The sequence below is a fragment of the Abiotrophia defectiva ATCC 49176 genome, assembly GCF_000160075.2.
GTDB lineage: Bacteria > Bacillota > Bacilli > Lactobacillales > Aerococcaceae > Abiotrophia > Abiotrophia defectiva.
In genome coordinates, this window is sequence record NZ_KI535340.1 from 313519 (window position 1) to 339119 (window position 25601).

At 45.4% G+C, this 25601-nt stretch carries 26 protein-coding genes and 1 pseudogene; 3 read left to right on the plus strand and 24 right to left on the minus strand.

What is annotated here, in order from left to right; all coding sequences use genetic code 11:
• Nucleotides 1-3 precede the first annotated feature (3 nt).
• The 11 genes from rsmH to GCWU000182_RS01465 all read right to left on the minus strand — a co-directional run bounded on the left by rsmH (nucleotide 4) and on the right by GCWU000182_RS01465 (nucleotide 11332).
• Nucleotides 4-951 carry a 16S rRNA (cytosine(1402)-N(4))-methyltransferase RsmH gene (gene rsmH / locus GCWU000182_RS01415; RefSeq protein WP_035364380.1) on the minus strand — a complete coding sequence of 316 codons (948 nt, stop codon included), beginning with the start codon at nucleotides 949-951 and terminating at the stop codon, nucleotides 4-6.
• Between the two features lie 10 nt (nucleotides 952-961).
• Nucleotides 962-1393 (minus strand): division/cell wall cluster transcriptional repressor MraZ, encoded by a 432-nt coding sequence (mraZ, locus tag GCWU000182_RS01420; RefSeq protein ID WP_035363876.1) that lies wholly within the window; start codon nucleotides 1391-1393, stop codon nucleotides 962-964.
• A 180-nt stretch (nucleotides 1394-1573) separates the two neighbouring features.
• On the minus strand, nucleotides 1574-1951 hold the full coding sequence (locus GCWU000182_RS01425; RefSeq protein ID WP_035363878.1) for a hypothetical protein: 378 nt from the start codon (nucleotides 1949-1951) through the stop codon (nucleotides 1574-1576).
• A gap of 136 nt (nucleotides 1952-2087) precedes the next feature.
• A complete protein-coding gene (locus GCWU000182_RS01430; RefSeq protein WP_023390951.1) occupies nucleotides 2088-2288 on the minus strand; it encodes a DNA-directed RNA polymerase subunit beta in 201 nt (66 codons plus the stop codon).
• Between the two features lie 12 nt (nucleotides 2289-2300).
• Nucleotides 2301-3365 carry a rod shape-determining protein gene (gene mreB / locus GCWU000182_RS01435; protein ID WP_023390952.1) on the minus strand — a complete coding sequence of 355 codons (1065 nt, stop codon included), beginning with the start codon at nucleotides 3363-3365 and terminating at the stop codon, nucleotides 2301-2303.
• A 13-nt stretch (nucleotides 3366-3378) separates the two neighbouring features.
• Nucleotides 3379-4680: a UDP-N-acetylglucosamine 1-carboxyvinyltransferase gene (gene murA, locus GCWU000182_RS01440; protein ID WP_023390953.1), complete on the minus strand. Its 1302-nt coding sequence runs from the start codon at nucleotides 4678-4680 to the stop codon at nucleotides 3379-3381.
• A gap of 61 nt (nucleotides 4681-4741) precedes the next feature.
• Nucleotides 4742-4975, minus strand: coding sequence for a DUF1146 family protein (locus GCWU000182_RS01445; RefSeq protein ID WP_023390954.1), 234 nt, complete (start codon nucleotides 4973-4975; stop codon nucleotides 4742-4744).
• A 231-nt stretch (nucleotides 4976-5206) separates the two neighbouring features.
• Complete coding sequence (gene thiI, locus GCWU000182_RS01450) at nucleotides 5207-6421, minus strand: tRNA uracil 4-sulfurtransferase ThiI (protein ID WP_023390955.1); 1215 nt, start codon at nucleotides 6419-6421, stop codon at nucleotides 5207-5209.
• A complete protein-coding gene (locus tag GCWU000182_RS01455; RefSeq protein ID WP_023390956.1) occupies nucleotides 6418-7569 on the minus strand; it encodes a cysteine desulfurase family protein in 1152 nt (383 codons plus the stop codon). Before GCWU000182_RS01455 ends, thiI begins: the two co-directional genes overlap by 4 nt.
• Before the next feature lie 78 nt (nucleotides 7570-7647).
• Entirely contained in the window at nucleotides 7648-9366 is a 1719-nt protein-coding gene (locus tag GCWU000182_RS01460; RefSeq protein WP_035363880.1) for a septation ring formation regulator EzrA, read from the minus strand.
• Nucleotides 9367-9574: 208 nt separating this feature from the next.
• Nucleotides 9575-11332, minus strand: coding sequence for a DUF1002 domain-containing protein (locus GCWU000182_RS01465; protein ID WP_023390958.1), 1758 nt, complete (start codon nucleotides 11330-11332; stop codon nucleotides 9575-9577).
• A 348-nt stretch (nucleotides 11333-11680) separates the two neighbouring features.
• Between GCWU000182_RS01465 and GCWU000182_RS01470 the strand changes: the two genes are divergently transcribed.
• On the plus strand, nucleotides 11681-12268 hold the full coding sequence (locus GCWU000182_RS01470) for a hypothetical protein (RefSeq protein WP_035363881.1): 588 nt from the start codon (nucleotides 11681-11683) through the stop codon (nucleotides 12266-12268).
• A 17-nt stretch (nucleotides 12269-12285) separates the two neighbouring features.
• Entirely contained in the window at nucleotides 12286-12858 is a 573-nt protein-coding gene (locus GCWU000182_RS01475) for a hypothetical protein (RefSeq protein ID WP_023390960.1), read from the plus strand.
• Between the two features lie 125 nt (nucleotides 12859-12983).
• Here GCWU000182_RS01475 and sufB read toward each other — a convergent pair whose 3' ends face one another.
• From sufB to GCWU000182_RS01510, 7 genes are all read right to left on the minus strand, one after another.
• The gene (gene sufB, locus GCWU000182_RS01480; protein WP_035363883.1) at nucleotides 12984-14378 is read right to left on the minus strand and encodes a Fe-S cluster assembly protein SufB; all 1395 of its coding nucleotides are present in this window, start codon (nucleotides 14376-14378) and stop codon (nucleotides 12984-12986) included.
• 5 nt (nucleotides 14379-14383) lie between these two features.
• Nucleotides 14384-14875, minus strand: a complete 492-nt coding sequence (gene sufU, locus GCWU000182_RS01485; protein WP_023390962.1) for a Fe-S cluster assembly sulfur transfer protein SufU — start codon at nucleotides 14873-14875, stop codon at nucleotides 14384-14386.
• Nucleotides 14872-16092 (minus strand): aminotransferase class V-fold PLP-dependent enzyme, encoded by a 1221-nt coding sequence (locus tag GCWU000182_RS01490; protein WP_023390963.1) that lies wholly within the window; start codon nucleotides 16090-16092, stop codon nucleotides 14872-14874. The genes sufU and GCWU000182_RS01490 overlap by 4 nt, the downstream gene beginning before the upstream one ends.
• A gap of 28 nt (nucleotides 16093-16120) precedes the next feature.
• Complete coding sequence (gene sufD, locus GCWU000182_RS01495; protein ID WP_023390964.1) at nucleotides 16121-17428, minus strand: Fe-S cluster assembly protein SufD; 1308 nt, start codon at nucleotides 17426-17428, stop codon at nucleotides 16121-16123.
• A gap of 8 nt (nucleotides 17429-17436) precedes the next feature.
• Complete coding sequence (gene sufC, locus GCWU000182_RS01500) at nucleotides 17437-18207, minus strand: Fe-S cluster assembly ATPase SufC (RefSeq protein ID WP_023390965.1); 771 nt, start codon at nucleotides 18205-18207, stop codon at nucleotides 17437-17439.
• 144 nt (nucleotides 18208-18351) lie between these two features.
• Nucleotides 18352-18915, minus strand: coding sequence for an ECF transporter S component (locus GCWU000182_RS01505; RefSeq protein ID WP_023390966.1), 564 nt, complete (start codon nucleotides 18913-18915; stop codon nucleotides 18352-18354).
• Nucleotides 18912-19733, minus strand: coding sequence for a bifunctional hydroxymethylpyrimidine kinase/phosphomethylpyrimidine kinase (locus tag GCWU000182_RS01510; protein WP_023390967.1), 822 nt, complete (start codon nucleotides 19731-19733; stop codon nucleotides 18912-18914). The genes GCWU000182_RS01505 and GCWU000182_RS01510 overlap by 4 nt, the downstream gene beginning before the upstream one ends.
• Before the next feature lie 95 nt (nucleotides 19734-19828).
• Between GCWU000182_RS01510 and pdxR the strand changes: the two genes are divergently transcribed.
• The gene (gene pdxR, locus GCWU000182_RS01515) at nucleotides 19829-21232 is read left to right on the plus strand and encodes a MocR-like pyridoxine biosynthesis transcription factor PdxR (protein WP_023390968.1); all 1404 of its coding nucleotides are present in this window, start codon (nucleotides 19829-19831) and stop codon (nucleotides 21230-21232) included.
• A 19-nt stretch (nucleotides 21233-21251) separates the two neighbouring features.
• On the opposite strand, the gene nusB is transcribed toward pdxR, so the two are convergent.
• From nusB to GCWU000182_RS10305, 6 genes and pseudogenes are all read right to left on the minus strand, one after another.
• Nucleotides 21252-21686, minus strand: coding sequence for a transcription antitermination factor NusB (nusB, locus tag GCWU000182_RS01520; RefSeq protein WP_246269776.1), 435 nt, complete (start codon nucleotides 21684-21686; stop codon nucleotides 21252-21254).
• 10 nt (nucleotides 21687-21696) lie between these two features.
• Nucleotides 21697-22116: an Asp23/Gls24 family envelope stress response protein gene (locus GCWU000182_RS01525; protein ID WP_023390970.1), complete on the minus strand. Its 420-nt coding sequence runs from the start codon at nucleotides 22114-22116 to the stop codon at nucleotides 21697-21699.
• Between the two features lie 22 nt (nucleotides 22117-22138).
• Entirely contained in the window at nucleotides 22139-23206 is a 1068-nt protein-coding gene (locus GCWU000182_RS01530) for a M24 family metallopeptidase (RefSeq protein WP_035363885.1), read from the minus strand.
• Between the two features lie 43 nt (nucleotides 23207-23249).
• Entirely contained in the window at nucleotides 23250-24968 is a 1719-nt protein-coding gene (gene rnjA / locus GCWU000182_RS01535) for a ribonuclease J1 (protein WP_023390972.1), read from the minus strand.
• Between the two features lies 1 nt (nucleotide 24969).
• A complete protein-coding gene (locus tag GCWU000182_RS01540) occupies nucleotides 24970-25185 on the minus strand; it encodes a DNA-directed RNA polymerase subunit epsilon (RefSeq protein ID WP_023390973.1) in 216 nt (71 codons plus the stop codon).
• Nucleotides 25186-25474: 289 nt separating this feature from the next.
• Nucleotides 25475-25601: pseudogene (locus GCWU000182_RS10305) on the minus strand (IS200/IS605 family transposase); the annotation flags it as partial.

A 25601-nucleotide genomic window follows, 5' to 3' on the forward strand; every position in this document is an offset into this window, starting at 1 on the left:
TTTCTATGAATTCTTGCGGAGGATGCGCAACTTTGCGCTCCGCGAACGATTGTTAGCCTCTAGTTCTTCTGGACTGGCTACAATCGGTTTGCGATTAACCAAGGTAAAAGGCGCCTGCATCTGGCCAGGCAAAACGGGTAAGCCACGAGGCACTTCTGGCTCTTGACTTACTTCTTTGAATAATTGCTTAACTAACCGATCTTCCAGGGAATGGAAGGTAATGACGCTAACACGCCCCTCTGGTTTCAAAAGGGTTAGCGCCTGCTCCAATGAATCTTCGACCGCCCCCAACTCATCGTTGACAGCAATTCGAATGGCCTGGAAACTACGTTTTGCTGGATGCCCACCCGTACGACGGGTAGCAGCAGGAATGGCCATTTTGACAATTTCTGCTAATTCAGTCGTTGTCTCGATAGGTCGCTGAGCACGTCTTTCTTCAATAGCACGTGCAATACGCTTGGCAAACTTCTCTTCCCCATAACGATAGAGAATATGCACCAAGTCTTCATAAGGCCACTCGTTGACGACCTCATAGGCACTTAAGGCCTGTTCTTGGTTCATCCGCATATCTAGACGGGCCTCTTGACCGTAACTAAAGCCACGTTCGGCCACATCAAGTTGTGGCGAAGACACTCCAAGGTCATAGTAAATCCCATCCACTTGGCTAATCCCAAGTTCTTCTAAAGCTTGCTTCAAATGACGGAAATTTTGGTGAATAAAGGTGACTTGGCCTTTTTCAACATAGTCAGCCAATTTAAGTTTGGCATTGTTAATGGCCGTCATATCCTGGTCGAAGGCATAGAGATGCCCTTGAGGTCCTAGTTGGCCCAGTAAATACTGGGCATGACCAGCACCCCCTAAGGTGCAATCAACATAGACGCCGTCTGGCTTGATATCCAAACCATCAACGGTTTCATGCAAGAGCACCGTCTCATGTTTAAATTCCATTATCTTCACTCCATCACAGGTCAAAATCCATCATACCTTCAGCAATTGCTTCATAATTTTCTTCGGCGTCACCGACAAATTCATCCCAACGTTCGCTGCTCCAAATTTCGATACGATCTGAAACACCGATGACACGGCATTCCTTATCAATCTTAGCGTAGTCAAGAAGCGTTTGTGGCAAGTTAATCCGACCCTGCTTGTCAATTTCTACTTCAGTGGCAGCTGAATAGAAGAAGCGGGCGAATTGCCGAGCATCTTTTTTCATTAGGTTGAGTTTCTTTAATTTTTCTTCTTGAAGGGCCCAATTTTCCATAGGGTATCCGAACAAGCAGCCATCCAAGCCCCGGGTCACCACGAATTGGCCACCTAATTCAGGCCTAAATTTAGCAGGCATAGTCAATCGCCCTTTGGCATCAATATTATGTTGAAATTCTCCAATTAACACGATTGCATACACCTCCCATGATAGCTTACCCATATTCTACCACAATCCACCACTTTTCACCACTCATTCTTTTAAATTTCATAAAAAAAAGCCCACTAGAAAACTAGCGGAGCTTAAAAAGCTTATTATATCAAGGTTTTACCAGGTGGGTGGGCGTGGTGGAGAGGTGGGGGATTTTCCCTAAAGGATCCAGAGGCTAGCAATGCGAAGGAGCATGAGCCCTAATAACATACTAGAAAAGGATAGGAAGACGACTCGACTAGCTTGGTGAAGGTAGCGTCGGTAACTAAAAACTTCAATCCGCCGAATGTAGTCGTAGAGGTGGACTACTAGAATAATCAAGGTCAGATAGAGGGTTAAGAGTCCTAGGCTGAAGCCAAAGATAAAACTACTGAAGCCATGAATCAAGACCCACCACATGGGGAGGAGCATTTCAGCTAGAGAAAACTTGTAGAAGGCAAACGAAGCCATCGCTTCGCGGAAAAAGCGATCAAATAAAATGACATATACAATTGGTAATAAATATAATAGCACTTCCCGCCAATCAAATGGATACACGACTTCACCCCCTCATTCCCCTTATTATAGCACGTAATCCCGCCCTTGCCTATCCCTAGTCACAAGCCTCAGAACTTGAAAAATAGTCTCGCCAATATATAAAAAAGCGCCTACTCCAATGGAGTAGACGCTTGTTCTATTTCATGACTAAATCAATAATATGACGCCAAGTATCTTGGCTCAGCACTTCCCAGAAGTTGCCTTTGCCAATTATGGCATAGCCGATAATCAGCCCGATGACAAAAAACAAGAAAAGTAAGAGTAGGTACATAATGACCCGTAACAAAGTCTTGCCCACAGTGGCCCAGACGGATTTTTTCATAAGTTTTTCTGCCATAAGGACTCCTTTCTACCCTAAAATACGACGTTTGATACGTTGTAAGCGGCGCTTCAATCGTTGGCGCCATGTCGGGTTGGTACGTTCTAATTTGCCTGAGAGAATTAAATCCAACATCAAACCTGAGCCAATGGCCACACAGTTCATAGGCTGCTCAGCCTTAAGGACGCTGACTTTAAGGAAATCTGTCAGGAAGGTATCCATGTGATAGATTAAGGCGCCTCCCCCTGTTAAGAGGATGCCCTTCTCCATAACATCAGCTGCCATCTCAGGTGGGATTGTTTCTAAGACTCGCTTAGCGACACGAGCAATCTCAATCAAGATTGGTCGAATAGCCTGACAAATCATATTAGAGTCGACATTCACTGACTTAGGCAAGCCAGTCAAGAGGTCGCGTCCCTTCACATCATAGGTTTCTACTTCTTCTTCCGGTAAGAGAACTGCAGACGCTACCGCCTTCTTCAGACTTTCGGCTGAACGTTCACCAACCAGAATATGGAAGTTGTCTTTGAGATATTGAATAATGGCTAGATCTAAGTCATCGCCAGCCAATTTAATGGATTCACTGGCAATTACTTCACCTGCAGAGATGACAGCAAAGTCACTTGTTCCACCACCAATATCAATGACCATGCTACCCGATGAGCTTAGTGGGTCAATCCCAGCACCTACACCGGCTACCTTTGGTTCTTCCTCTAAGTAGATACGGCCTCCACCTGCACGTTCAACAGTTTCAATTAAGGCTAGGCGTTCAATCTCACTCACCTTAGATGGGGCACAAATTAAAACATTGGGTTTAGCAAACCAAGAGGTTAAATTCAAACGTTGCATGAAGAGCATAAGCATGGCCTCTGCGATATCAAAATCGGCAATGACGCCACCCTTTAGCGGTTGAATGACCTGAATAGATTCAGGTGTTCGGCCCATCATCTCATAGGCTTCATGGCCAATAGCAATGACTTCTTGGCTGCGTGTATCAATGGCTACGACAGAAGGCTCATTCAGGATAATCCCTTTACCGTATAAATTCACTAAAACATTTGTTGTTCCTAAGTCGATTCCGACGTTTTTAGCCATTTAAGACCCTCCTCTATGCAAGAGTCGTAGTCTTTTGAGGCGTTGCTACTTGCGCACTATTCACCCGGTCAATATTAGCACCTAAGGCTTTGAGTTTCTCATGGAATCGGAAATAGCCACGATCTAGATACTTCAATTCAGAAACGCGGGTCACCCCTTCAGCCGTCAAGCCGGCAATAATCAAGGCTGCAGCCGCGCGTAAATCGGTGGCCTTAACACTAGCACCATAGAATTGGGTAGGACCTTCCATGACCACATTTTGGCGATCAATAGTGAAGTGGGCATTCATCCGGCGCAACTCTTCAAAATGCATAAAGCGGTTCTCGAAGACCGTTTCGGTCAAGGAACTTGAGCCTTCAGCTAAGAGTTGAGCAATTGACATTTGTGCCTGCATATCGGTTGGAAAACCAGGATATGGCAAGGTCTTAACATCTGTCGGTTGCAAGGTCTTAGGCCCAATAACCCGCAGACCATTTTGGTACTCATGGAATACAACACCCATTTCACGTAATTTACTAATCAATGGCATGTTGTGTTCTGACACAGCCCCTTCAACCAAGACATCGCCTTGGGTAACAGCAGCTGCCACCATAAAGGTACCTGCTTCAATTCGGTCTGGAATCACATCATGGGAGGTGCCATGTAGGGCTTTGACCCCATGAATCTTAATCGTTTCCGTCCCAGCACCGACAATATCGGCCCCCATACGGTTTAAGAAGTTAGCTAAATCCACAATTTCCGGCTCACGCGCTACGTTTTCTAAAATGGTAGTACCTTCTGCCAAGACAGCCGCCATCATGATATTTTCAGTCGCGCCCACACTTGGGAAGTCCAAGTAGATACGCGCACCCACTAACTTATCAGCCTGCGCTTCAACATAGCCTGCTGCGCGTGTAATTTTTGCCCCCAGAGCTTCAAAGCCCTTGAGATGGAGGTCAATAGGACGAGTCCCGATGGCACAGCCACCTGGCATGGCCACTCGTGCATGACCAAAGCGAGCCAAGAGTGGCCCCATCACAACAATCGATGCCCGCATCTTGCTGACAAAGTCATAATCAGCTGTGGTTGACACAGGACCGGTTGCGTCTAAAGTCATTTCATTGTTTTCTTGATCAAATTCATTGCTTACGTTAATTGCAGTCAGTAAGTTGTTAAGGGTAAAGACATCTGATAAAACAGGCACATTAGACAAATGAACCTTGCCTGTTTCTGCTAAAATAGCCGCAGCCAAAATTGGCAAGACCGCATTTTTAGCTCCTTCTACTTTGACTACCCCTTCTAATCGATTACCACCTTGAACAATAATCTCTTCCATCAAAAATTCTCCTATTCTTACGCCTATTCGTTTTGGAGCGAACAAATAGGGATACACTCTCTTATTTAAGGAAACCTAACAATAAGTTCTGTAAGGATTCCGTCATTTCAATCATAAACGACCCGACTAAGTGCCCCACTGCAAGGCTAACCATGACATAAACTGCGTAGGCTCCTTGCTTAGCATTCTGGCGCATGAGCTGATTCCAGTTCACACCCCGGAAAATGAGGAGACTCATCCCTAGGATGATGAGACGGAGACATAGTACTGCCATACCATATACACTCGTCTGCATGTCTATCACTCCTTCAAGTCCAAGACTATGATAACATAAGTTCGAGGGAAAAAGAAATAGTTAATCTCCTTATCTTGAATTTGTCATGATTCTGACCCATTTCTTAAAGGCTATTTTTGCCTGATAAAGGCTAGACTGACAAGGTTTCTATTAGCTTACAATCCGATTTTATGACATAGAGATAAAAATCACAGCCTGGAAGTCAAAACCTCCAGGCTGCAATCAAACAATCTATAATAAGTGACTAAAATCTGGGTTACTTACCTTACCGTAATCCGCGCCAATAACTTCAGTTTGGGTAGCGGTAACCGCGCGCTCAACTAAACCTTCCACATCTAGGAGAGCTTCTAACTCCATTACAGACGTCAATTTGGGCTTGGTCCGTGGTGATTTAGGCGCAAAAACTGTACAGCAGTCTTCAAATGGCTCATTGGAGATTTCATAGGTCCCGATTGCTTCAGCCTGCACGATAATATCGTTCTTGTCTACCGCAATTAAAGGCCGCAAAATTGGCACGGAAGTCACTTGGTTGATAGCCCGCATGCTCTTCAGTGTCTGAGAAGCGACTTGACCTAAGGATTCACCCGTCACAATGGCATCAGCTTGTTGCCGATCGAGTAGCGCCTCCATGACCCGAAGCATCATACGCCGCATAATGGTCATGGAAAAATCATCGTGGACCTTGTCCTTGATTTCTTCTTGAATTTCAGTAAAAGGCACGCAATGATAAGTCAAGCTTCGACCATATTGAGCCAATTGAGCAGTTAATTTTTTGGTCTTTTCAATAGCTTGTGGGCTCGTATAAGGTGGGCTAGCAAAATGAACTGCTTCAATTTCCAAACCACGCTTCATCATCTGATAGCCTGCCACAGGAGAGTCAATCCCCCCAGACAGCATGAGCAAGGCGCGACCACTAGCACCATAAGGTAATCCCCCTACCCCTTTGTAGGACAAGAGGCTTAGATAGGCGCCTGCCTTTTGGATACTAATGGTTAATTTATAATCTGGGGTCTTAAAGTCCACCTCCAAGTCAGGATAGGCTAAACCTAGGCTGGTCCCTACTTCTCTTTGTAGGTCCATGGTGTCGTAGGCAAAGGTCTTGTCAGAACGTTTGGCCAAAACCCTAAAAGAACTACCCGCAGCTGGCTTCACTTCTTCAAATAAGGCCAGCGCTTGCGCCTTGATTGCGTCCAAATCCTTGTCCACCCGATAGACTGGCTCGAAACGCGAAATACCCGGCACTGTCTCAAGCCGTTCAATCACTGCTTGGTAAGGCGTTTCCTGCCAAATCAAATGCATAAAGTCATATTCAGGTACAATCTTAATACGTTCTAAATCCTGGGTACGGTAGCGGATATGCTCAGCTAATTTATTAATAAACATTTTTTTATTACGACCCTTAGTAGAGAGTTCGCCGTAATGAATAAGAATTTGTTTTTGACTCATGATTTTCCTCGTGTTTTCTCAAATTGTTGACTAATTTTCGCAATAGCAACTAGACAGTTCTCAATATCTTGGTCACTGGTATCCGCCGCTAGGCTGAAGCGCAAGGCGGACTGGGCTAAGTTTTGAGCTACCCCCATGGCAGCCAAACTATGATGGTCAGATTTAACTCGACTGGAACAAGCACTTGTAGTTGAGACATAGATATCCTGGGCCTCGAAGGCATTGAGTAAGACCTCACCAGGAATACCCGGAAGAGCGGCACAAAGAATGTGGGATGCGGCTGATTCTTGGGCAAAGACAACCCACCCTTGCGCCTCTAAGGCTTGTGCTAGTTGTTGGCGATAGGCCTTAAGTCGCGAACGCGTCTGAGCTTGTTCACTTTGGGCTAGACGTAGGGCCTTGGCAGTCGCTACAATGGCGGCTAGGTTCTCAGTCCCGGACCTTTGTCCCTGCTCCTGACCGCCTCCAGTTATAAGCGGAACTAAATCCACTCGCTGGCGACAAGCCAAAATTCCTACACCGCGCGACGCATGAAACTTGTGACTGGACAAGCTTAAACAATCAATTCGAGCCTCTTGAATTCGAGACAATTCAGTCGTAACTGCCTGAACCCCATCGACGTGCCAGATAATATATGGATAGTCAGCCAAGATTTGCGCCATCTGATCCAAAGGCTGGCAGGCGCCCATCTCATTATTGACAGCCATGGTGGAAACCAACAAAACTTCTGGGCCTAACTTAGCCTGGAAAGCCTCCAAATCTACTTGACCTTGGGCTGATACTGGCAAAGTTACCCAAGTCAAGCCCTGGCTTTCGATGTAGTCTCGTTGTCTTAAGACCGCAGGATGCTCAATGGGACTGACCAAAACAAGTTTAGCCTCTGGTCGGCGTTTGTGAGCTTGGGTCACAATCCGTTGGAAGACCCAGTTATTCGCTTCAGTCCCTGAGCTAGTAAAGTAGATTTCTTGAGGATGGTAACCTAAAAGTTGACCCACTTGAGTGCGGGCTTGTTCTAAGAGTTGTCGGCTCTTGCGACCCAAGCCGTGAGCACTTGACGGGTTAGCAAAAAATTCTTGAGCCACCTGACTATAGCTAGCTAAGACCTGGGGATGAATCCGGGTGGTTGCGGCATTATCCAAATAAATCATCGCTTTCCTCCTCTTACAAAAAGGCCCGACAGCAAGTGTCTTGGGCCTTTTGTCTCTAAACTATTTCACCTAGTAAACTTAAAATTGGCTGCTCCGCTTTTCTTGGTGGTACATACGACGCACTTGGGTTGGCGCTTCTTGATCCACCCGCCGTAGGGATTTCTCAATAACAGCCAAGGCTTCTTGGTACTTAAACTCTCGATGGAAGAGGTACTGAGCCTCTTTGATTGCTGCATCCACTTCAGGGTAGTCATAGCGGAATCGATTGCTCTGTTGAATCATGTATTCGGTCAACATAGCACTGTCTACTACTGATTCCGTCATTTCTTCTAAAGCAGCAAGGTGACGCTCCAGTTCATCTTCTAAGCTTTCAATTTCATCCATATCAATACGAACTCGGTTGAGTTGCTTAGCCAAGTGTTCAATTTGGTCTGTTACACGATAGAACTGGTCATAGAAGGAATCACTGAGACCAGGCAAATGACTTTTCTCAATCCGACGCTTAATATTGCGTAGAGCTAATTCATAGTCATCCAAGTTAGTCTTGGCGTCCTTCTCCCGAGTATTGAGTTGAGCAATTTTGTTGGTGATTGCCAATACTTGCTCATCAATTTCTTCGATACGTTTGCGAATTTTCTTAATGCGGCCTTCAGCTTGGGTGTAAACCACTGCAGAGCCTTCTGTCTCAGCCACCAAGTCTTTGAATCGGTTATATTCATGACGAATTTGGTCGCTTAAATCAGCAATTTGATCCACTTCGTTCTCATGGAGAATATAGCTTTGCGCGATGCGGTCTACTTCGATGCCAGCATAACGGCCATTTTCAGCTACTTCATCGATTTTACGGCGAAGGCTTTGGATGTTCTTATTGACGTAATCCTTAGCTTCGATTTCAGTCTCCATTAAGTCATAAAGTGACTTGATATCACGTTCTGCCTTATCCATCAAAGTCTTAGCCTCTGATAAATCGGCATTTTTAATTTCATTCTTGGCGTCGTTCAATTTTTCTTGAATCTCGTCCACTTTTTCTAGAATAGCTACACCATCAAAGTCAAAGCGGCTATCTACCATTTTTTGGTAGCCTTCACGCAAATCATCTAAGGAGTCTTCGTATTCATTCTTAATCTTGTCGTACATTGACGGAATACGTTCCAGGATATCTTCAAGGCTAGTCATGTCAGCATCAATGGTCTTGAGCATGTCACGAGCTTCAAGATGGTCACCATTTTCAGTGTACTCATTGTATTTGGTGAAGTTGAGTTCCAAATACTGGAGGTTCTTCTCCAGGGTTTCAATGGCAGGACCATAATCAAAGCTGTGGTTCATGACATTCTTACGGGCTGCATTATAACGCTCATGTAAAGCCGCATTCAACTCATTGTTATCAACTTCAACCTGCAGAAGATCGGACAAGTCTTGATGGAGGTCTTGCACCTTAACCATGGTTTCATCAATCAACTGACGTGCTTGAGCAATAGTCCGGCCAGTCCGCATAAAATTCAATTGATCGGCATATTGTTGTGCGCCAACCAAGGCAGATTCAATCTCTACAAACTGGAAGTTGGTAATGGATTGCCACTGATTAACCAGGCTCTCGTACTTGCGTTTTGTTTGACCCGATAGGCTCATATTCTTAAGGAGGAAGAGTTGATTGGCAATCGGTATCGCCATCATCTCCTCTTTTCTTGCTTCAAGTTCTCGGATGCTTTGCGTATTTTTATTTCGGTAGAAGTAATAGGCAAAGTAACCAAGCACACAAACCAAAATAATTAATAGTAATATACCTGTAAATTGCAATGTGTTCGCTCCTCCTTATGTCCATTTTTAGGCCTTAACGAGAAAAATGCCTAAATAATCATTTTCGATTATACCACTAATAGCGGGGATTTTAAAGCAGAAAGTTAGATTTGAGCGTTAAATGTAACAATTGAAATATCTAAACGAATTAAAGACCCTCGGCACTGCCTTTCTGGCGTACCGAGGGGGCTCTTTATTATGCTAACCCTTATGGGTTTTGACCGTTATTTGCAGGTTGGCCTGCTTCACTGGATTCAGTACCAGGTTGAGCTGGTGCAGGTTGGTTTTGATCTTGATTAGCAGGAGAGGTTGACGCTTCAGCTGGATTTTGCCCAGAAGCTTGGGATTCTTGGCTATTGGAGCTGCTTGCTTGATTTTCCCCATTATAACCCGGAATCTTAAAGTCTTTTGGTAAGTTGATCGTTAAATCAGCGCTTGGCTTCACGTCAACACCGTAAGCATTTTGGAAGCTAAAGAGTCCATTGGCTACAGGCGTTACATTTGGCTCAATCCCTACACTAACTTGACCAGTCGCTGTATCATAGAAGAGGTGATCAGCTGTTGATACATGGGTTACTAAGTCCACACGAGGGAAGGCAGTAATCTTGCTACCATCTTGAACGAATTCGTAGGCATACACTTCATTAGCATAACCTGTCGCCAAAGCAAACTTGTCTGTTAGGCTCTTAAGCTCTGCTTGGTTCCCCACCGCTTCAGCAGCATTGAGTTGAGCAGTCCAACGTTGTTTAACACTGGTGTAGTCGCTACCCAAAGCTTCCTTACGATCCTTGTCTAAAGTGTTGGTGTATTGATAGAGGTATACCCGCAATTGGTTGAGGGCTTGTTTTTCCTCTGGCTTCATGTCTGGTAAGAATTTTTCCAGGATGAAGGTATGAGAGTAAATGTCATAAACAGGCTCGCCATTTTGCACACGTTCATAGAATTTCTTGAACATTGCCGGCAGAATTGGGTTGTAAACAGCTTGATCAGAGTAGTCTTTGCGTTCCGCATTTAAGATTTCTTCTTTGCTTGGCGCGCTAGCTTCATCTAAGCTGTTGAGGACTTCCTTCCAAGGTGCATTGAGGCTATTGTCTACAGATTTTTCTAATTGTTGGATAGTATCTTTAGACTTAGCTGCCTCAGTCTTAGCATATTCTTCCGCTAATTTTACTAACTCTTCCTTAGTTGAATCAGAAATATTAACGGTCGTGTTATTGTTAGTAGTGTTGTTATTAATGGTCGTATTGTTGTTAACAGTGGTGTTGTTGATTACTTGGTTAACAATGGTTTGTGCCACTTGGGTATCCACGTTTACCCCTTGGTTGGCTTGTTGGTTGGTGACCTCTTTTTTGATTTCAGAAATAATTTGGTTAGCCTTGGTGTCGTCTAGTTTATCTTCTTTCTTAACAACTTCGACTACCTTGATTTCTTTCTCAGCTACCTTAACAGCTTTCTCGTCTACTTTAACCCCTGACTTAGCAAGTAAGGCATAGACCCCTGCCAATGCCCCCTCACCCGTTACAGGACTAACGGTGGCAATACGAATCAGCACATCCTTAGCACCAGACGTAATGGCTGCGTTCTGATAAGTCGTCGCACTAACTAAAGTGATGTTTTGAGGTGTCACAATTTGAACTTGTACCCCATAACCAGCCGCTTGTTGTTCAATATAAGCACTGGAATAAACAGTAGTACTTGCGTTAGATCCATCATGTAGATATTGGTTGATGGTATTACCATCTACCATGAGCGTATTGGCTGAGCTAAAGTCCTTAGCACCTAAGAGGTTCTTGGTTTGTTCTTGTTGCTGTGGGTTTAACGAAGCTCCCAGAGACAATAGTTTTTGTTGTTGAGCTTGTTCTACCGCAGAAACTAGTTCTGATGTTGGTTGGCTTAAATAGGCCACGTTAGGTGCCACAGCAAGAGCTGCCATTAAAGCAACGAGGCATTTAGTTGATTTCTTCATAGTTTCCTCACTCCTAAATCTAGAGAATTTGGTCTAAGTATATTGTAACACACTGACTCCCTGAGTACGATGAATTACCACATTTGTCTTTCAAATTTCAAGGTTTCTTAACATTTAGACCTAAACCTTCACAAATCATTCGGGGCTAATGTAAAGCCTAAAAGCACACAAATACACCCCAGTCACCTTTCAATATGCTGCTAAAACCTTATCTTTAGCTTTTTTCTGAAACTAGCCTTTCTTGAATGCCCCTAGTAGAAGTGCTATACTATCCATATAGGTGGCAAGCCTACAAACTTGTCCCCTAAGTTAAGAGGCTTTCCCTCTGGCAATGAAAGGATGATTTTCATGAATAAAAAACTCAGTCGGCTTGTAGCCTTAGGACTGCTGGCCACTACCCTCTGGCAGCCTGTCGCCATTCTCGCTGAGTCTAACGCTAGCACAGCTAGTCAAACTTCAAGCGCAGCAACGGCTGGCACACAAGTTGTCGGCAACGATACGGTTGGCTACTTAACCCTTCCCGAGGGCTACGAAGCGAACGAAACTGGTGACCAAAACACTGGCGGTCTGTCATTCGTCAATAAATCCACCAACACATCGATTAGCTTAATGAGACTGAATGCGACAGATTATATTCAAAGTAAGCCTCAGTCCTTGGCTAAGTTAACTCTTCCAGCTTGGATTATCATGAAAGAAGTTGTTTATCGCCTACCTGATAAAGAACTTACCTTTCAATCCGGACCTGCAGGTTTCGACAATCTACCTGATGGCTACTACCTAGTTAGCTATAAGGATTCCAGTGCTATTGGCAGTGTCTATTTCACCGATAAAAATGATAGCAACTATGTCTACCTAATTGGCATGGACGGCCCTAATTCAGAGAGCCTTTCCTCATTCGGTGACATTGCTAAAACCTGGTCTAGTAAGAAACCTTAAGAAGGAGGAGCCACACAATGAAACGATTTTTAACCTTTTTATGTCTTTTGGCTAGTTTGGTCGTGCTTGCACCTCAAACTGTCTTGGCCGAAGAATCCTCTAGTAGTCAAGCTGGCACTAAACTTGATCTAAGTCAGAAAGTCGGTAGCGACACACTCGGCTATCTCATGATTCCTTCAGACTTTGTTAAATTCAATGAACTTGGAGAACACTCATCTAGCCAGCTTCAATGGTCTTCTAAAGACGCTTTTACGGTGGTCACATTGGATAAGATGCAACCTTATCAAGGGGTTGAAAACCACCCTGTCTTCAGCAAATTACCTAAACCTTATGTATTTGCGACTGACCGCATGGCTACCTATGCCACCATGCCCGACCATGAAAAACTCACCTTAGGTGCAGTCAAGGGCTATCCATCTAGCTATAAAGACGTAGTCGGTGTTGAGGCACAATTTAAGGATAAAACCTTGCGTCTCATTTTCTTCACCCCTGAGTCTGACCCTGATTCAGTCTACTACTTAGCGGTCGAAGGGGCACCAAAAGACATGGATGCCTTAGAAGAAATTCTTAAAACTTGGACACCAAAATAATTCATTTAAAAATCCTCATTGCTAGTGTCACACTGGCCAATGAGGATTTTTATTTATCAGACACCCCGTGACTTGGCATCATCCTAAGTCACGGGGTGTCTTTAACTTATCTTGATAGCCCCTGTCTAGCCAACAGAGCCTTCCATTTCATAACTAATGAGGCGGTTGAGCTCAACCGCATATTCCATTGGTAATTCCTTAGTAAAAGGCTCAACAAAGCCCATGATAATCATTTCCGTCGCTTCTGACTCGGACAGGCCTCGACTCATCAAGTAGAAGAGTTGTTCCTCCGAAATCTTAGAGACTTTGGCTTCGTGCTCCAAGGAGACTTGCCCATTATGAATCTCGTTAAAAGGAATAGTATCAGACTTAGAGGCCTGGTCCATAATAATGGTGTCGCATTCAATATGGGAAATTGAGCGCTTAGAGTTCTTAGCGAAGGTTACTTGCCCCCGGTAGTTAACCTCTCCCCCATCCTTGGCGATGGATTTGGACACAATGGAACTAGAGGTGTTAGGCGCATTATGAATCATCTTAGCACCTGTATCCTGTTTCTGGTTTTTACCCGCAAAGGCAATGGAAAGCATGGTGCCTCGCGCCCCTTCTCCTTGAAGGTAGACACTTGGATACTTCATGGTGGTATGAGCGCCTAGGTTACCATCAATCCACTCCATGGTCGCTCCCGCATGGGCATGGGCCCGCTTAGTCACCAGGTTATAGACATTATTTGACCAGTTTTGAATGGTGGTATAACGACAATAGGCGTCTTTTTTGACAATAATTTCCACAATGGCGGCATGGAGCGACGCGGTCGAGTAAGTTGGTGCCGTACAGCCTTCCACATAGTGGATGCTGGCGCCCTCGTCTACAATAATCAGGGTCCGCTCAAACTGCCCAGTCCCCTCATTATTAATGCGGAAATAGGTTTGAAGTGGAATATCACATTTGACCCCTTTGGGAACATAGATAAAGGTTCCCCCACTCCAAGCAGCACTATTGAGAGCAGCCTCGAAGTTATCGGTTGGTGGTACCACTGTCCCAAAATGTTCCTTGAAAATCTCAGGATATTCTCGTAAGCCAGAGTCCGTATCAGTAAAGACAATGCCTAATTTTTCAAACTCTGCCTTCATATTGTGGTAAACTGCTTCCGATTCATATTGAACCGCAGCACCCGCTAGATACTCTCGTTCAGCCTGGGGAATCCCAATCCGTTCAAAAGTCTCCTTAATTTCATCAGGCACATCATCCCAAGAACGGGCCGGACGATCCATAGCCTTCTGATAATAAATAATATCGTCAAAATCTAGTTCTGACAGGTCTGGTCCCCAGTCAGGCAACTTACTATCACGGAAGACCTTAAGTGAACGCAGACGGTAGTCTAACATCCATTCAGGCTCCCCTTTTTCCTTGGAAATAGTCCGAATAACCTCTTCACTCAGACCCTTACCCGTGGAAAAGATAATTTCGGCATCGTCGTGGAAGCCATAGGCATAGTCGTTAACAACAGGTACGTCACTCATTATCTTCACTCACTTTCTTGCACTTGGTTCTGACGGCTTAAACCTTCATCCAAGCTTGTATCTTGATCTAATCCCAGTCCTAGGGCTTTCCAGGCTAGGATGGCACACTTATATCGGGCCGGAAAAGCCTTAACGCCTTCTAGGAGAGCCGCATCACCTAGCGCTTGCTCCCAAGAATCGTCCACTTGTCCAGGCCCACCTACTAGGGCTTGAAAAGTCGCAATCATGGCTAGGGCTTGATCCTTGGTTTTGCCCAACAAAGCCTCGCACATCATACTGGCAGAAGCCATGCTAATAGTACAACCCTGGCCACTAAAGGCCAAATCAACAATATAATCATCTTCAATTTTAAGAGACAAGACAATTGCATCGCCACAAGTAGGATTGAATAGCTCCACTTCCTGACTGGCATGGTCCAACTTACCAAAATGACGGGGATGTTGCCCATGGTCCAAAATAACTTGGCGATAGAGTTGATTTAATTGATTTAAACTCATGGACAGAAAAACTCCTTCACTGCTTTGGTAACCTCGATAAAACGTGCGACTTCTTGTGCATCATTATAGAGCGCCATACTTGCCCGCAAAGTCGCTGCCTGACCTAAGCGGCGCATTAAAGGCTGGGCACAATGGTGGCCTGCTCGTAGGGCAATGCCTTCTAAATCATAGGCCGTCGCCGCATCATGGGGATGGACACCCGAAATATTGAAGGTCACAATGCCGTGGCCGTGTCCATAGACTTCCACACCGGGAATAGCCTGTAGGCCTCTTGCAAGTTCTAGCGTCAGATGACTTTCATGGGCTTCCATCTCCTGCCATCCGATAGCGGACAGCCATTCAATGGCGGCTGCCAAGCCAATGGCCTGAGCAATAGGCGGCGTCCCCCCTTCGAATTTCTGTGGAGCGACCGCATAGTCTGTTTGGTAATCTCCTACTTGATGAACCATTTCACCACCGTAGAAAAATGGTTGGCAAGTGGCATGATGTTCTTGCTTGAGATAACAAACCCCAATGCCAGTCGGACCGTAGAGCTTATGACCACTCCAACAGTAGGCATCGACTCCCAGACTTCCTACATCTACTGGCAAATGGGCGACCGCCTGAGCACCATCCACAATGACCTTAATGCCTCGTGGTTTAGCCCAGGCTGTTAAAGCAGCTATATCCTGAGAGATACCCAAGACATTGGAGACATGATGGATGGTAATGACCTTAAGTTTGGCCCAATCGCTGTCTTCCAAGGCCACTAAATCCAAGTGATGATCCTCCGTCAAGGGGAGATACCGGAGTTTGGCACCCTTCTCTTGAGCTAGGACTTGCCAAGGCACTAGATTGGAATGATGTTCTAGGTAGGTCACTCCAATTTGGTCTCCTGGCTGTAAACTAGGTCCTATCCAACGGTCCGCCAGAAAATTCAAACCCGCAGTAGTCCCACTGGTAAAAATAATTTCTTGCGGCTGGGCACCCATGAAGTCAGCTACTCTCTGGCGGGCTGCTTCATAGTCTTGAGTGGCTCGGTTGGCCAGACTATGAACCCCACGATGGATATTGGCATTGTCTTGGAGATAGTAATCAGCCAAGCAATCCAAGACAAGCTGTGGCTTCTGACTAGTCGCCGCATTATCAAAATAAATCAAGTCTTGGCCATGGACCTTTTGCTTGAGTATGGGAAAGTCCTTAGCCCATGGTGATGGGCTAGTAATCTCTGCTGGCATGTACTGTCTCCTTTCGTTTTTAATAGGCTTAATCTTCCTGGCTACCTTCTAAACCACTTAATTTACGGTCTATAATTTCTACTAACTGTCGTCTGATTTCTGCCGAAGGCATTTGCACAATAACTGGGCCTAGGAAACCACGTACTACTAAATACTCAGCAGCTTCACGGCTTAAGCCTCGGCTCATCAGGTAGTAGAGTTGCTCTTCATCTACTTGCCCTACAGAAGCCGCGTGTCCTGCAGTCACTTCAAATTCTTCAATTAAAAGGATAGGGTTGGCATCGCCTCGAGCCTTCTCAGATAACATGAGTACTCGGCTTTCCTGCTGAGCATCGGCGCCCTTGGCGTATTTTTCAATCAGCCCAATCCCGTTGAAGGTCAAGGTTGCCCGGTCCAAGATAACCCCATGCTGCAGAATGTTCCCGACAGAATGATTACCTCGGTTAACTACCTTAGAATCAATGCCTTGGATTTGCTTACCGGTTGAAATACCGACAATCTGCACTTGTGATTCAGAACCATCACCATTGAGGTAGGTGTCTAAGTCTAAGATGACATTACCGTCATTAAGTTCACCGATAGCCCAATCAATTTTAGCATCGCGCGCCGTTTGGGCATAACGCTTAATGTAGGCGTGGCTTTTGGCCCCTAGGGTATCGACTGCTGAATACTTAATCTGTGCGCCAGCCTTAACGACCACTTCAACGAAATAGGTAGCAGAGTTTGGCTTATCACCATAAGTTTCTAAACGCTCCACATAATCTAAACTCGCCCCTTGTTCAAGCACAATCAGGACATGCTTGTTGAAGGCTTGACCATAGCGACTGTCTTGAACCAAGAGGGCTTCTAGCGGCAAAGTCACAGCCACATTTCTTGGAACATAGATGAAGAGCCCCCCATTCATAAAAGCCGTATGATAGGCTTCTATTTGGTCTTCATGGGCACCAATCACCGAAAAGAGATGTTCCTTAACCAAGTCAGGATAGTCAGCAAGAGCTTGGAACAAATCCGTCACAATTACCCCTTGATCGACTAAGTCTTGGTCCAAACTTTCTACTAGGGTATGATTGCCCACATGCACAATCTGCCCACTCAGATGGTCTTGCTCAGCCAAAGCTGCATCCAGACCATAGAGTAAAGGCTCCTCTAGCGTTTGTGGCGCTACTACTTCTTGGGACAAGAGGGGCCAACGGTGATACTTAACCCGCTCAATCACTGGCAACTGCAAATCCTGCCAGACTGAATGAGCTTGATTTTGAATAGCGCGGAACCAGTCTGGCAGACCGGCAAAAGTAGCCAAAGCCTGCATCTGGTCTAAATAGTGTTTGCTAGTCATGCTATCACCTAGGCTTTCTCATCATAGTGAAGACCTAATTCTTCACTGATACCCTTATAACCTTCCGCCTCCAAGCGTTTAGCTAATTCGGCATCGCCTGTCATTACCACGCGCCCTTCCATCATAATGTGGACCACATCGGGCGTGATGTAATTGAGTAATCTTTGATAGTGGGTGATAATCAGGGAACCAAAACCTTCCCCCCGCATGGCATTTACGCCCTTGGATACCACTTTAAGGGCATCAATATCGAGACCAGAGTCGATTTCATCCAAAATAGCAAAGCTAGGCTCAATCATGAGGCATTGTAGGATTTCATTACGCTTCTTCTCCCCACCTGAAAAACCTTCATTGAGATAGCGTTCGGCCATTTCTTCTGGCATATCTAGTAGCGCCATCTTCTCATCCAATTTCTTGATGAATTCGCGGACGCCCATCTTGTTGTCGTCATCCCGTCGAGAGTTAATGGCTGCGCGCATAAACTCAGCGTTGGTGACGCCTGGAATCTCACTTGGATATTGCACCGCCAAGAAAAGACCAGCACGGGCGCGTTCATCTACTTCCATCTCTAAGACATCTTCACCATCTAAGAGAATCTCACCTTGGGTTACTTGATAGGCAGGGTTACCCATAATGGCCGCTGCTAGCGTGGACTTCCCGGTCCCGTTTGGTCCCATGACCGCATGAATTTCTCCTGTTTTGAGGGTTAAGTTAACCCCTTTAAGGATTTCCTTACCTTCAATGGCCACATGCAAATCCTTGATTTCTAATACTGGCATATCGTCACCTATTCCTTCCTTATAGTCTCTTTTATTCTACCGTTATTTGGCTTGAGACGCAATTCATGCGCTTTCTTTTGAGATTTTTGTGCATTTCTTTAAACATGAAAAAAGAAGCTGGTTAAACCAGCTTCAACATCATCACTATTGGCCAATTGGATGGAAACGTTCGATTGCACGCTTCATTGGATAGTAGAGAATCCCTACTAAGATGGCTGTTACGATAGCCGTGAAGAAGGTGGCCGGCATCTTCTCGACTACTTTTGCCATGGCTGCATTCCAGCTAGAACCTAAAACTAATTGTTGCGCCACAATGGAGACTGGCCGGCTGACAATCTTGACTAAACCAGCCACAATGGAAACCGCAACAAGGTTAAAGCGCGTGTCACGTTTCTTAAATACATAGGTGTAGACTGCATTAACCGTGACCAAAACCAGAGCTGCTTCCAAAAGCGTAAAGGCGACAGAAGCCGCAAAGCCATTGAGCACATCGAAGATGAAAAGACCCAAAAAGGAAGCAATAGAACCACGCTTGAAGCCTAGCAGTAAGACGGATAAAACAACCAAGGCATTGCCGGCATGAACCATGGTTCTACCCGGCATCTGAATTTTTAAATAAGTAATCGCAAAATAGATAAGTGCTGCGAATAAGCCAATTTCAATATAGCCGACTAAGCGACGGTGAAAGGCTGTTTTTGTTTGATTCATAATGAGTCCTCTTTTCTTAAGGTTTTACTGATAAAAGGTAAATAAGGCTGATAATAAAGTTCCTGGCGAGCTATAGCTTGGTTTAACTCCTGGTTTTCTACTGCACGACCAACCAGGTCAACACACCATTGGCATGTCGCTTCTAGAGATAGACCACTTACCTGGCAAGCTAGGAAGCAAGAAGTGAAGAAGTCTCCAGTGCCAAACAAATGACAATCTTGGCGCTGAGTCCAAGCCTCTTGATTAGAACCAAAAGCCACCCCAATCTGATCATCCGCTTCAATTCCTGTGATGACCCAAGAATTATGAGCAGATTCAAGATTAGCCAAAGTCTCAAGAGCTTGCTTATCTTCCTGAGTCTTAACTAACTCGGCATCTAGGCCAGCCAAGAGATAGGCCTCCGTCAAATTCGGCAGGGCATAATCGGCTAGGGCAACCAGTTCTTGCATAGCTGTAACATAATCGTGATCCAATCCGGTATAAAGCTGACCACAATCTCCCATGATAGGGTCCACCACCAAAAAGGTATCGGACTGGTAATGTTTATACCAGTTTACAAATTGGTGAATCTGGCTGGCATTGCCAAAATATCCGGTCACGATAGCCTGAAACTTGACCTGCCGCCAAGCCATTAAAGAGGCCGAAAAGGCTGCGTCCAAACTCTCGCGGTAGACTGGCCAACGTCCGGTATGGTGAGTTAAGTAAACTGTAGGCAGGAGGGTCACCTCGTAACCAGCTGCATTCAATACAGCTAAATTCGTTAAACCAGCCACCTGGCCTGTGCCAGGAATATCATTCACTACCAAAATACTTGCCATTCAATTCCCTCCCTCTGCTTGTTATCATACCCTATTTCTGGTACCATTAATAGTGCCAGTTTCTTATAAATGACTAGTACCAGTTGGAGGACTCTATGCTTATTCATCTCGACCCAAACAAGAAAGAAGCGCTCTACAGTCAACTTTATCAGGCTATTAAAAATCAAATCCATTCCGGCCACTTAGCTGCCCATCAAAAGCTCCCAAGCAAACGCCAATTGGCCAAGGATTTAGGCATCAGCCTCAATACCGTCATTAACGCCTATGACCAATTAAGCCTCGAAGGCTACCTAGAAACCAAACCACGCCAAGGATACTTCGTGGCCGATGTGCGTTTCCAAGTCCAACTGGCTTCGGAAGAAGCCAGCCTCACCACTAGTCCTAGCCCAAGTTGGCGTCACGACTTAACTAAGGCCGAAACCGACCCAAGTCTCTTTCCCTATGAAATTTTCCGTAGGCTTTATACTCAGCGATTTGACTCCCAGTCCCCTGACTTGCTTGAGCCTAGTTCTGTTCAGGGCTTAGCGCCACTTAGAAGTAGTTTGGCCAGCTATTTAGCCAACGAACGTGGTGTTCCATGTCAACCAGACCAACTAATCCTCGGCCCTAATGCTCAGGCCCTCTATCAAGTTTTAGTCCAGCTCCTTCCTCCTAAGCGTCGAATTGGGATTGAAGATCCCGGCTACCACGCTCAGCTACCATTTCTGAAAGAAATGGGTTGGCAGGTTCAAGCCTGCCCACTTGATCAACTAGGCTTAGCTATTGAAGAAGCGCCGCTGGACCAGTTAGATATTCTCAGCGTTACTCCTACCCATCAATTTCCGACTGGATCCCTTATGCCCCTAACCCGTCGCCAAGCCATCTTAGACTGGGCTAGACAGAGTCCTAATCGTTGGATTATTGAAGATGACTACGATAGCCAATTTAAATACTCGGGACGCCCTATCCCCTCTCTAGCACAATTAGACCAAGGAAATCAAGTAATCTATATGGGTAGCCTGTCCCGCATTCTCAGTCCTGGCCTCCGCATCAGCTATATGGTATTACCAACAAGCCTTCTATCTCTTTTCTATCAGAAGGAAAAGCAATTCGCAGTCAACCTCAATACCATCTCTCAGTATGCTATTCACGATTTTATCCAGCAAGGTCACTTAGAACGCCATCTCAATCGAGCCCGGAGCTTCTACAAACGCAAGCGTGATAGGCTGATTAACGCCATTGAAGCGCAAGATCCTCAAGCCCAACTCATTGGCCTTGATGCAGGTCTCCACCTATTAATTCAACCGAGTTTCGCTTTCCATAGCCAGCCTTTCCTAGCCCAGCTAGCTCAGGAGGGCATTCGGCTCAAGACGCTAGCCGACTTCTCTATCCAAGCCCAGACTGGCTTCGACCAGCAAATCTTCCTGAGTTTTTCTGGCCTTCCTATGGATGAGGTGGACACGCTCATTAACGACCTCTACCAAGCTCTGAGACAACATAAAAAGACCACCAAATCTTAGTTTGGTGGTCTTTTTATGTTTAGTTCTTAAGGTCTTTTAGAAGACCTGCCAGTACACCATTAATGAATTGCTTTGATTTGTCATCACTAAAGGTCTTGGCTAGCTCTACTGCTTCATTGACCGCTACCTTGCTTGGCACTTCGTCCTCACTCACATAGAGCAGTTCGTAGAAAGCGACACGTAGAATTGCTAGGTCAATCCGCGCCAAGCGATCCAAGGTCCAGTCTTCAGCTAGATAATGACTAATACGTTGGTCTAACTCTTCGGCTGTTTGATTGACACCCTGAACCAGGCGGTCTAAGTAGGCATCAGAGCCTTCAAATCCAGCTTCAGGGTCGTTACCTGCTTCAAGAGCGAAGGCACAAGCTTGGTCTAGGCTGACAGGTACTTGAGGTCGTATGAGTTGGAAGATGGTCTGAACAGCCTTCTCCCGAACTTGGTGTCGATTGCTCATCTTGGTCACACTACTCACCATCAGTTTCATCTAAATGGAGATAATCCACTGCCTGACTAGCTTCTGTTTGGATGCTAGCAACATGGACATTGACTTCTTGAACAACTAAATCCGTCATGAAGAAGATTTGTTCCTTAACTTTTTGTTGAACCTTCATGGCTACTTCAGGTACAGAATAACCGTATTTAAGGTCGATTTTAACATCAATGGCAATTTCTGAATCGTCGCGGCGAACACGAGCGCCAACCCGATCAGGATTCATACCAAAGAATCCACCTACTTCTGTTTGGAAGGATTTGTGGAGTTGGTAGACACCTTCTACTTCACTTACAGCTTTAGCTGCAATGGCTTCAAGGACACCAGTAGTGATGTTAATTTCCCCTAAGGGTGCCACCGTTTGTGGTTCAAAATGACTGTTTTCTTGGGTCATCTGGGCTTCCTCCTTTTTAGGTTTAAACTTCTAAAATAATCAATTCTTTTGGACTGCGGTTGAGCAATTCTACATGGTCTGGATGAACTACTAAGTCGTCTTCAATCCGCACACCACCTAAGCCTTCGATATAAATACCGGGCTCATTGGTAATGACCATACCAACTTCCACTGGTTGGTCATTCTTGGCATTAACGCCTGGCGCTTCATGAATGTCCAAACCAACACCGTGACCCAAACTATGGCCGAAGTATTGGCCATAACCTTTTTCACTGATGTAGTCACGCGCGATAGCGTCTAGTTCCGCCCCTGTCATACCAGCTTTCGCTTTTTGGTTGACCAAGTTATGGGCATCAAGCACGACATGGTAGATTTCTTCCAGTTTTGGATCAATCGATCCGACCGCAATAGTCCGGGTCATATCGGAAGAATAACCTTGGTAGTAGCAACCGAAGTCTAAGGTCACTACATCGCCTTCTTCAATCACCTTGTCAGAGGCTACCCCATGAGGCATAGCAGAACGTAAGCCACTAGCGATAATGGTATCAAAGGACATGGCACTAGCTCCTAAGGTTTTGAGGTAACGTTCTAACTCGTTAGCCACCTCAATCTCAGTGACACCAGGCTTAATGAAGGTCAGAATATGACTGAAGGCTTGGTCCGTAATTTCGCAGGCCTTCTTCATGGTTGCCAATTCGTCTGCGTCCTTAATTTCGCGGATTTTCTCAATTAAGCCCTGAGTTGGTACCACTTCTGGGCCAAAGAAGTCCTTAATGCGAAGATAAGTAGAAACGTTCATTTCGTCCGCTTCAATCCCGACTTTTTGAATCTTATGAGCAACTAAGAAGTCATTAATTTCAGCAAAGATTTCCTTTTTGTTTTGTAACAAGGTAAAATCTGGTGCTTGCTTACTTGCTTGCTGCACATAACGGAAATCGGTCACGAAAATGGCTTGATCTGACGTAATAATCAAGGCCGCAGTCGTCCCTGTAAAATTAGCTAAATAGCGAATATTCTTTAAGTTGGTCACTACCAAGGCATCTAATCCTTGTGCAGCGAGCTGAGCTCTTACTTTTTCAATACGTGACATAAACATTCCTCTTTTCTAATAAGCTTGCCTATTTTGATTCTGCTTACTCTTGTTCGGTTCGTTGTTTGCGACGGCGGACACCCTTATTGATGTCCAGCAAGACTGGCATAATCATTGGAGAACGTTCGGTCCGTTCATAAATTAGAGGCACGATGGTGTCCATAATCATATCGCGAATCAAGCGTTCGCTCACGTTATTGCCATTTTCGTTGAGGCCACGGTTAATGGCTGACTTGAGGCTAGACTGTAAGGAGTGAATTAGGTCGCTAGACTCTCGCATATAGATGAAGCCACGCGACATAATATCAGGTCCGCTAACCAACTGCTTGTTTTCATAGTCTAAAGTAGCAGAAATCACTACCAAGCCATCTTCTGATAGGTTACGACGGTCGCGAATCACGACATGGCCAATATCGCCAATGCCACTACCATCCACATAGATACTGTTTGCCGTAAACTTGCCCGCAATCCGAGCACTATCAGCAGTTACCGCTAGCATCTGCCCATTCTCCATAACAAAGCAGTTTTCCTTAGGAATCCCAGTTTGTTGGGCTAGGCCAGCTTGAATGCTCTGCATACGGAATTCCCCGTGAACTGGCATGAAGTACTTAGGTTTCATAAGGCGCATCATCAACAGCTGCTCTTGTTGACCACCGTGACCAGATGTGTGAATGTTGTTAACCTTACCATGAATCACATGGGCACCGACTTCACAGAGTTGGTTGATTACTCGGTTAACACTCATAGTGTTACCAGGAATTGGTGAACTTGAGAAGATGACTGTATCGTTAGGTTGAACTTGAATTTGACGGTGAGTCCCGTTGGCAATACGACTTAGGGCCGCCATCGGTTCCCCTTGCGAACCCGTACAGAGAATAATGAGTTGCTCAGCCGGTACCCGGTTAAGGTCACGTTGCTCTACAAAGAGTTCATCATCATCTTTGATATAGCCCAGTTCCCGCCCTGTCTTAATGGCCGATTCCATACTACGACCGAAAACAGCAATCTTACGTCCTGTTTCTTGAGCCGTTTCAACCACCTGTTGGAGACGCGAAACGTTGGAGGCGAAGGTTGCAAAGATAACTCGGCCTTCTACCTTTTGGATGATATTCTTAATGGACTGCCCCACCACTTGTTCCGACTTGGTAAAGGTTGGAATTTCTGAGTTGGTAGAATCTCCTAAAAGGACTAAGACGCCCTCTTCCCCAATTTTAGCCATGCGGTGTAAGTCCGCTGGCTTACCTACGGGAGTGAAGTCGAACTTATAGTCACCTGTAAAGACAATGTTGCCTGGAGGCGTCTTAACAACCACCCCGTAGGCTTCTGGAATACTGTGGGTAGTCAAATAGAAACTGACTGTGGTCTTGCGGAAACGAATGACCGCATCTTCATCAATTTCGTGAATTTCAGCTTGGCGCAGAAGGCCACGTTCTTGCAACTTATTGCGAATCAGTGAAGCCGCTAGTTTGCCGGCATAGATAGGCACATTGATTTGCTGCAAGAGGAAGGGAATCCCCCCAATGTGGTCTTCGTGACCGTGACTAATAATCAAGGCCTTAACCTTACTCTGGTTTTGCATAATGTAGGAAAAATCAGGAATTACGTAATCAATCCCTAGCAAATCATCTTCCGGGAACATAACCCCGCAGTCTAATAAGATGATTTCATCTTGGAACTGTACACCATACATGTTCTTCCCGATTTCGCCTAAGCCCCCTAGGGCGAAGACGCCGGTTTCGTTGTTCTTTAAATTAACTGCCATACTAGAACACCGACACTTCGAAGTCCGGGTTGGACTCTTGCTCATAAGCTAAATGAGCAGGTGATAATTCTTGGACGAACTCCACATTGTATGGTGTATACTTAGCAATCAATTCCCGTGCTTCCCCTTTGCTAGCAGCTTCTACATAAAGGGTTTGGGTATTTTCCCGAGTAGGAACTTGTTGGGTATTGGGTTGATATGTTACTTTAAAAATCATTGATTAATAACTTCCTTTCTCTATCTAGTTGCCTCCTGAGCGAGGCAGACTCTATCAATCTTATTCTACCACAATCCCCTCTTAATAGGAAAGTATGGTAACCATTTTTTTACATAAAAGCTTATCGACCTAGCCCATTTCAAGACAATGGGCACAATCAAAACCGCCCGTGACAACGGGCGGTTTGCTCTGCGGCTGGAAGCCTATGCTACCGGCCACGGCCTAAAGGCCTACTGAATCGGTTTCCCTCCTGCACCACTTTCCCTCGCTAGCTCTCAAAGAGCTCCACTTACTTTCTCCGATACTTTTCTCCCGTGAAAGGATCTGTCACTTCGAACAAACTCAGTTGTTCTGCTACCTGGTCCTCACGAACTTGATTCCGAATGTATTCTTCTATCTTCTCCTTGTTTCGGCCT

What these genes read in the sequence shown, in the direction of transcription:
- GCWU000182_RS01430 (WP_023390951.1), bottom strand. Translation starts at nt 2,288, where the DNA reads ATGGCAGAAAAACTTATGAAAAAATCCGTCTGGGCCACTGTGGGCAAG.
- mreB (WP_023390952.1), bottom strand. Translation starts at nt 3,365, where the DNA reads ATGGCTAAAAACGTCGGAATCGACTTAGGAACAACAAATGTTTTAGTG.
- murA (WP_023390953.1), bottom strand. Translation starts at nt 4,680, where the DNA reads ATGGAAGAGATTATTGTTCAAGGTGGTAATCGATTAGAAGGGGTAGTC.
- GCWU000182_RS01445 (WP_023390954.1), bottom strand. Translation starts at nt 4,975, where the DNA reads ATGCAGACGAGTGTATATGGTATGGCAGTACTATGTCTCCGTCTCATC.
- thiI (WP_023390955.1), bottom strand. Translation starts at nt 6,421, where the DNA reads ATGAGTCAAAAACAAATTCTTATTCATTACGGCGAACTCTCTACTAAG.
- GCWU000182_RS01455 (WP_023390956.1), bottom strand. Translation starts at nt 7,569, where the DNA reads ATGATTTATTTGGATAATGCCGCAACCACCCGGATTCATCCCCAGGTC.
- GCWU000182_RS01465 (WP_023390958.1), bottom strand. Translation starts at nt 11,332, where the DNA reads ATGAAGAAATCAACTAAATGCCTCGTTGCTTTAATGGCAGCTCTTGCT.
- GCWU000182_RS01470 (WP_035363881.1), top strand. Translation starts at nt 11,681, where the DNA reads ATGAATAAAAAACTCAGTCGGCTTGTAGCCTTAGGACTGCTGGCCACT.
- GCWU000182_RS01475 (WP_023390960.1), top strand. Translation starts at nt 12,286, where the DNA reads ATGAAACGATTTTTAACCTTTTTATGTCTTTTGGCTAGTTTGGTCGTG.
- sufB (WP_035363883.1), bottom strand. Translation starts at nt 14,378, where the DNA reads ATGAGTGACGTACCTGTTGTTAACGACTATGCCTATGGCTTCCACGAC.
- sufU (WP_023390962.1), bottom strand. Translation starts at nt 14,875, where the DNA reads ATGAGTTTAAATCAATTAAATCAACTCTATCGCCAAGTTATTTTGGAC.
- GCWU000182_RS01490 (WP_023390963.1), bottom strand. Translation starts at nt 16,092, where the DNA reads ATGCCAGCAGAGATTACTAGCCCATCACCATGGGCTAAGGACTTTCCC.
- sufD (WP_023390964.1), bottom strand. Translation starts at nt 17,428, where the DNA reads ATGACTAGCAAACACTATTTAGACCAGATGCAGGCTTTGGCTACTTTT.
- sufC (WP_023390965.1), bottom strand. Translation starts at nt 18,207, where the DNA reads ATGCCAGTATTAGAAATCAAGGATTTGCATGTGGCCATTGAAGGTAAG.
- GCWU000182_RS01505 (WP_023390966.1), bottom strand. Translation starts at nt 18,915, where the DNA reads ATGAATCAAACAAAAACAGCCTTTCACCGTCGCTTAGTCGGCTATATT.
- GCWU000182_RS01510 (WP_023390967.1), bottom strand. Translation starts at nt 19,733, where the DNA reads ATGGCAAGTATTTTGGTAGTGAATGATATTCCTGGCACAGGCCAGGTG.
- pdxR (WP_023390968.1), top strand. Translation starts at nt 19,829, where the DNA reads ATGCTTATTCATCTCGACCCAAACAAGAAAGAAGCGCTCTACAGTCAA.
- nusB (WP_246269776.1), bottom strand. Translation starts at nt 21,686, where the DNA reads ATGAGCAATCGACACCAAGTTCGGGAGAAGGCTGTTCAGACCATCTTC.
- GCWU000182_RS01525 (WP_023390970.1), bottom strand. Translation starts at nt 22,116, where the DNA reads ATGACCCAAGAAAACAGTCATTTTGAACCACAAACGGTGGCACCCTTA.
- GCWU000182_RS01530 (WP_035363885.1), bottom strand. Translation starts at nt 23,206, where the DNA reads ATGTCACGTATTGAAAAAGTAAGAGCTCAGCTCGCTGCACAAGGATTA.
- rnjA (WP_023390972.1), bottom strand. Translation starts at nt 24,968, where the DNA reads ATGGCAGTTAATTTAAAGAACAACGAAACCGGCGTCTTCGCCCTAGGG.
- GCWU000182_RS01540 (WP_023390973.1), bottom strand. Translation starts at nt 25,185, where the DNA reads ATGATTTTTAAAGTAACATATCAACCCAATACCCAACAAGTTCCTACT.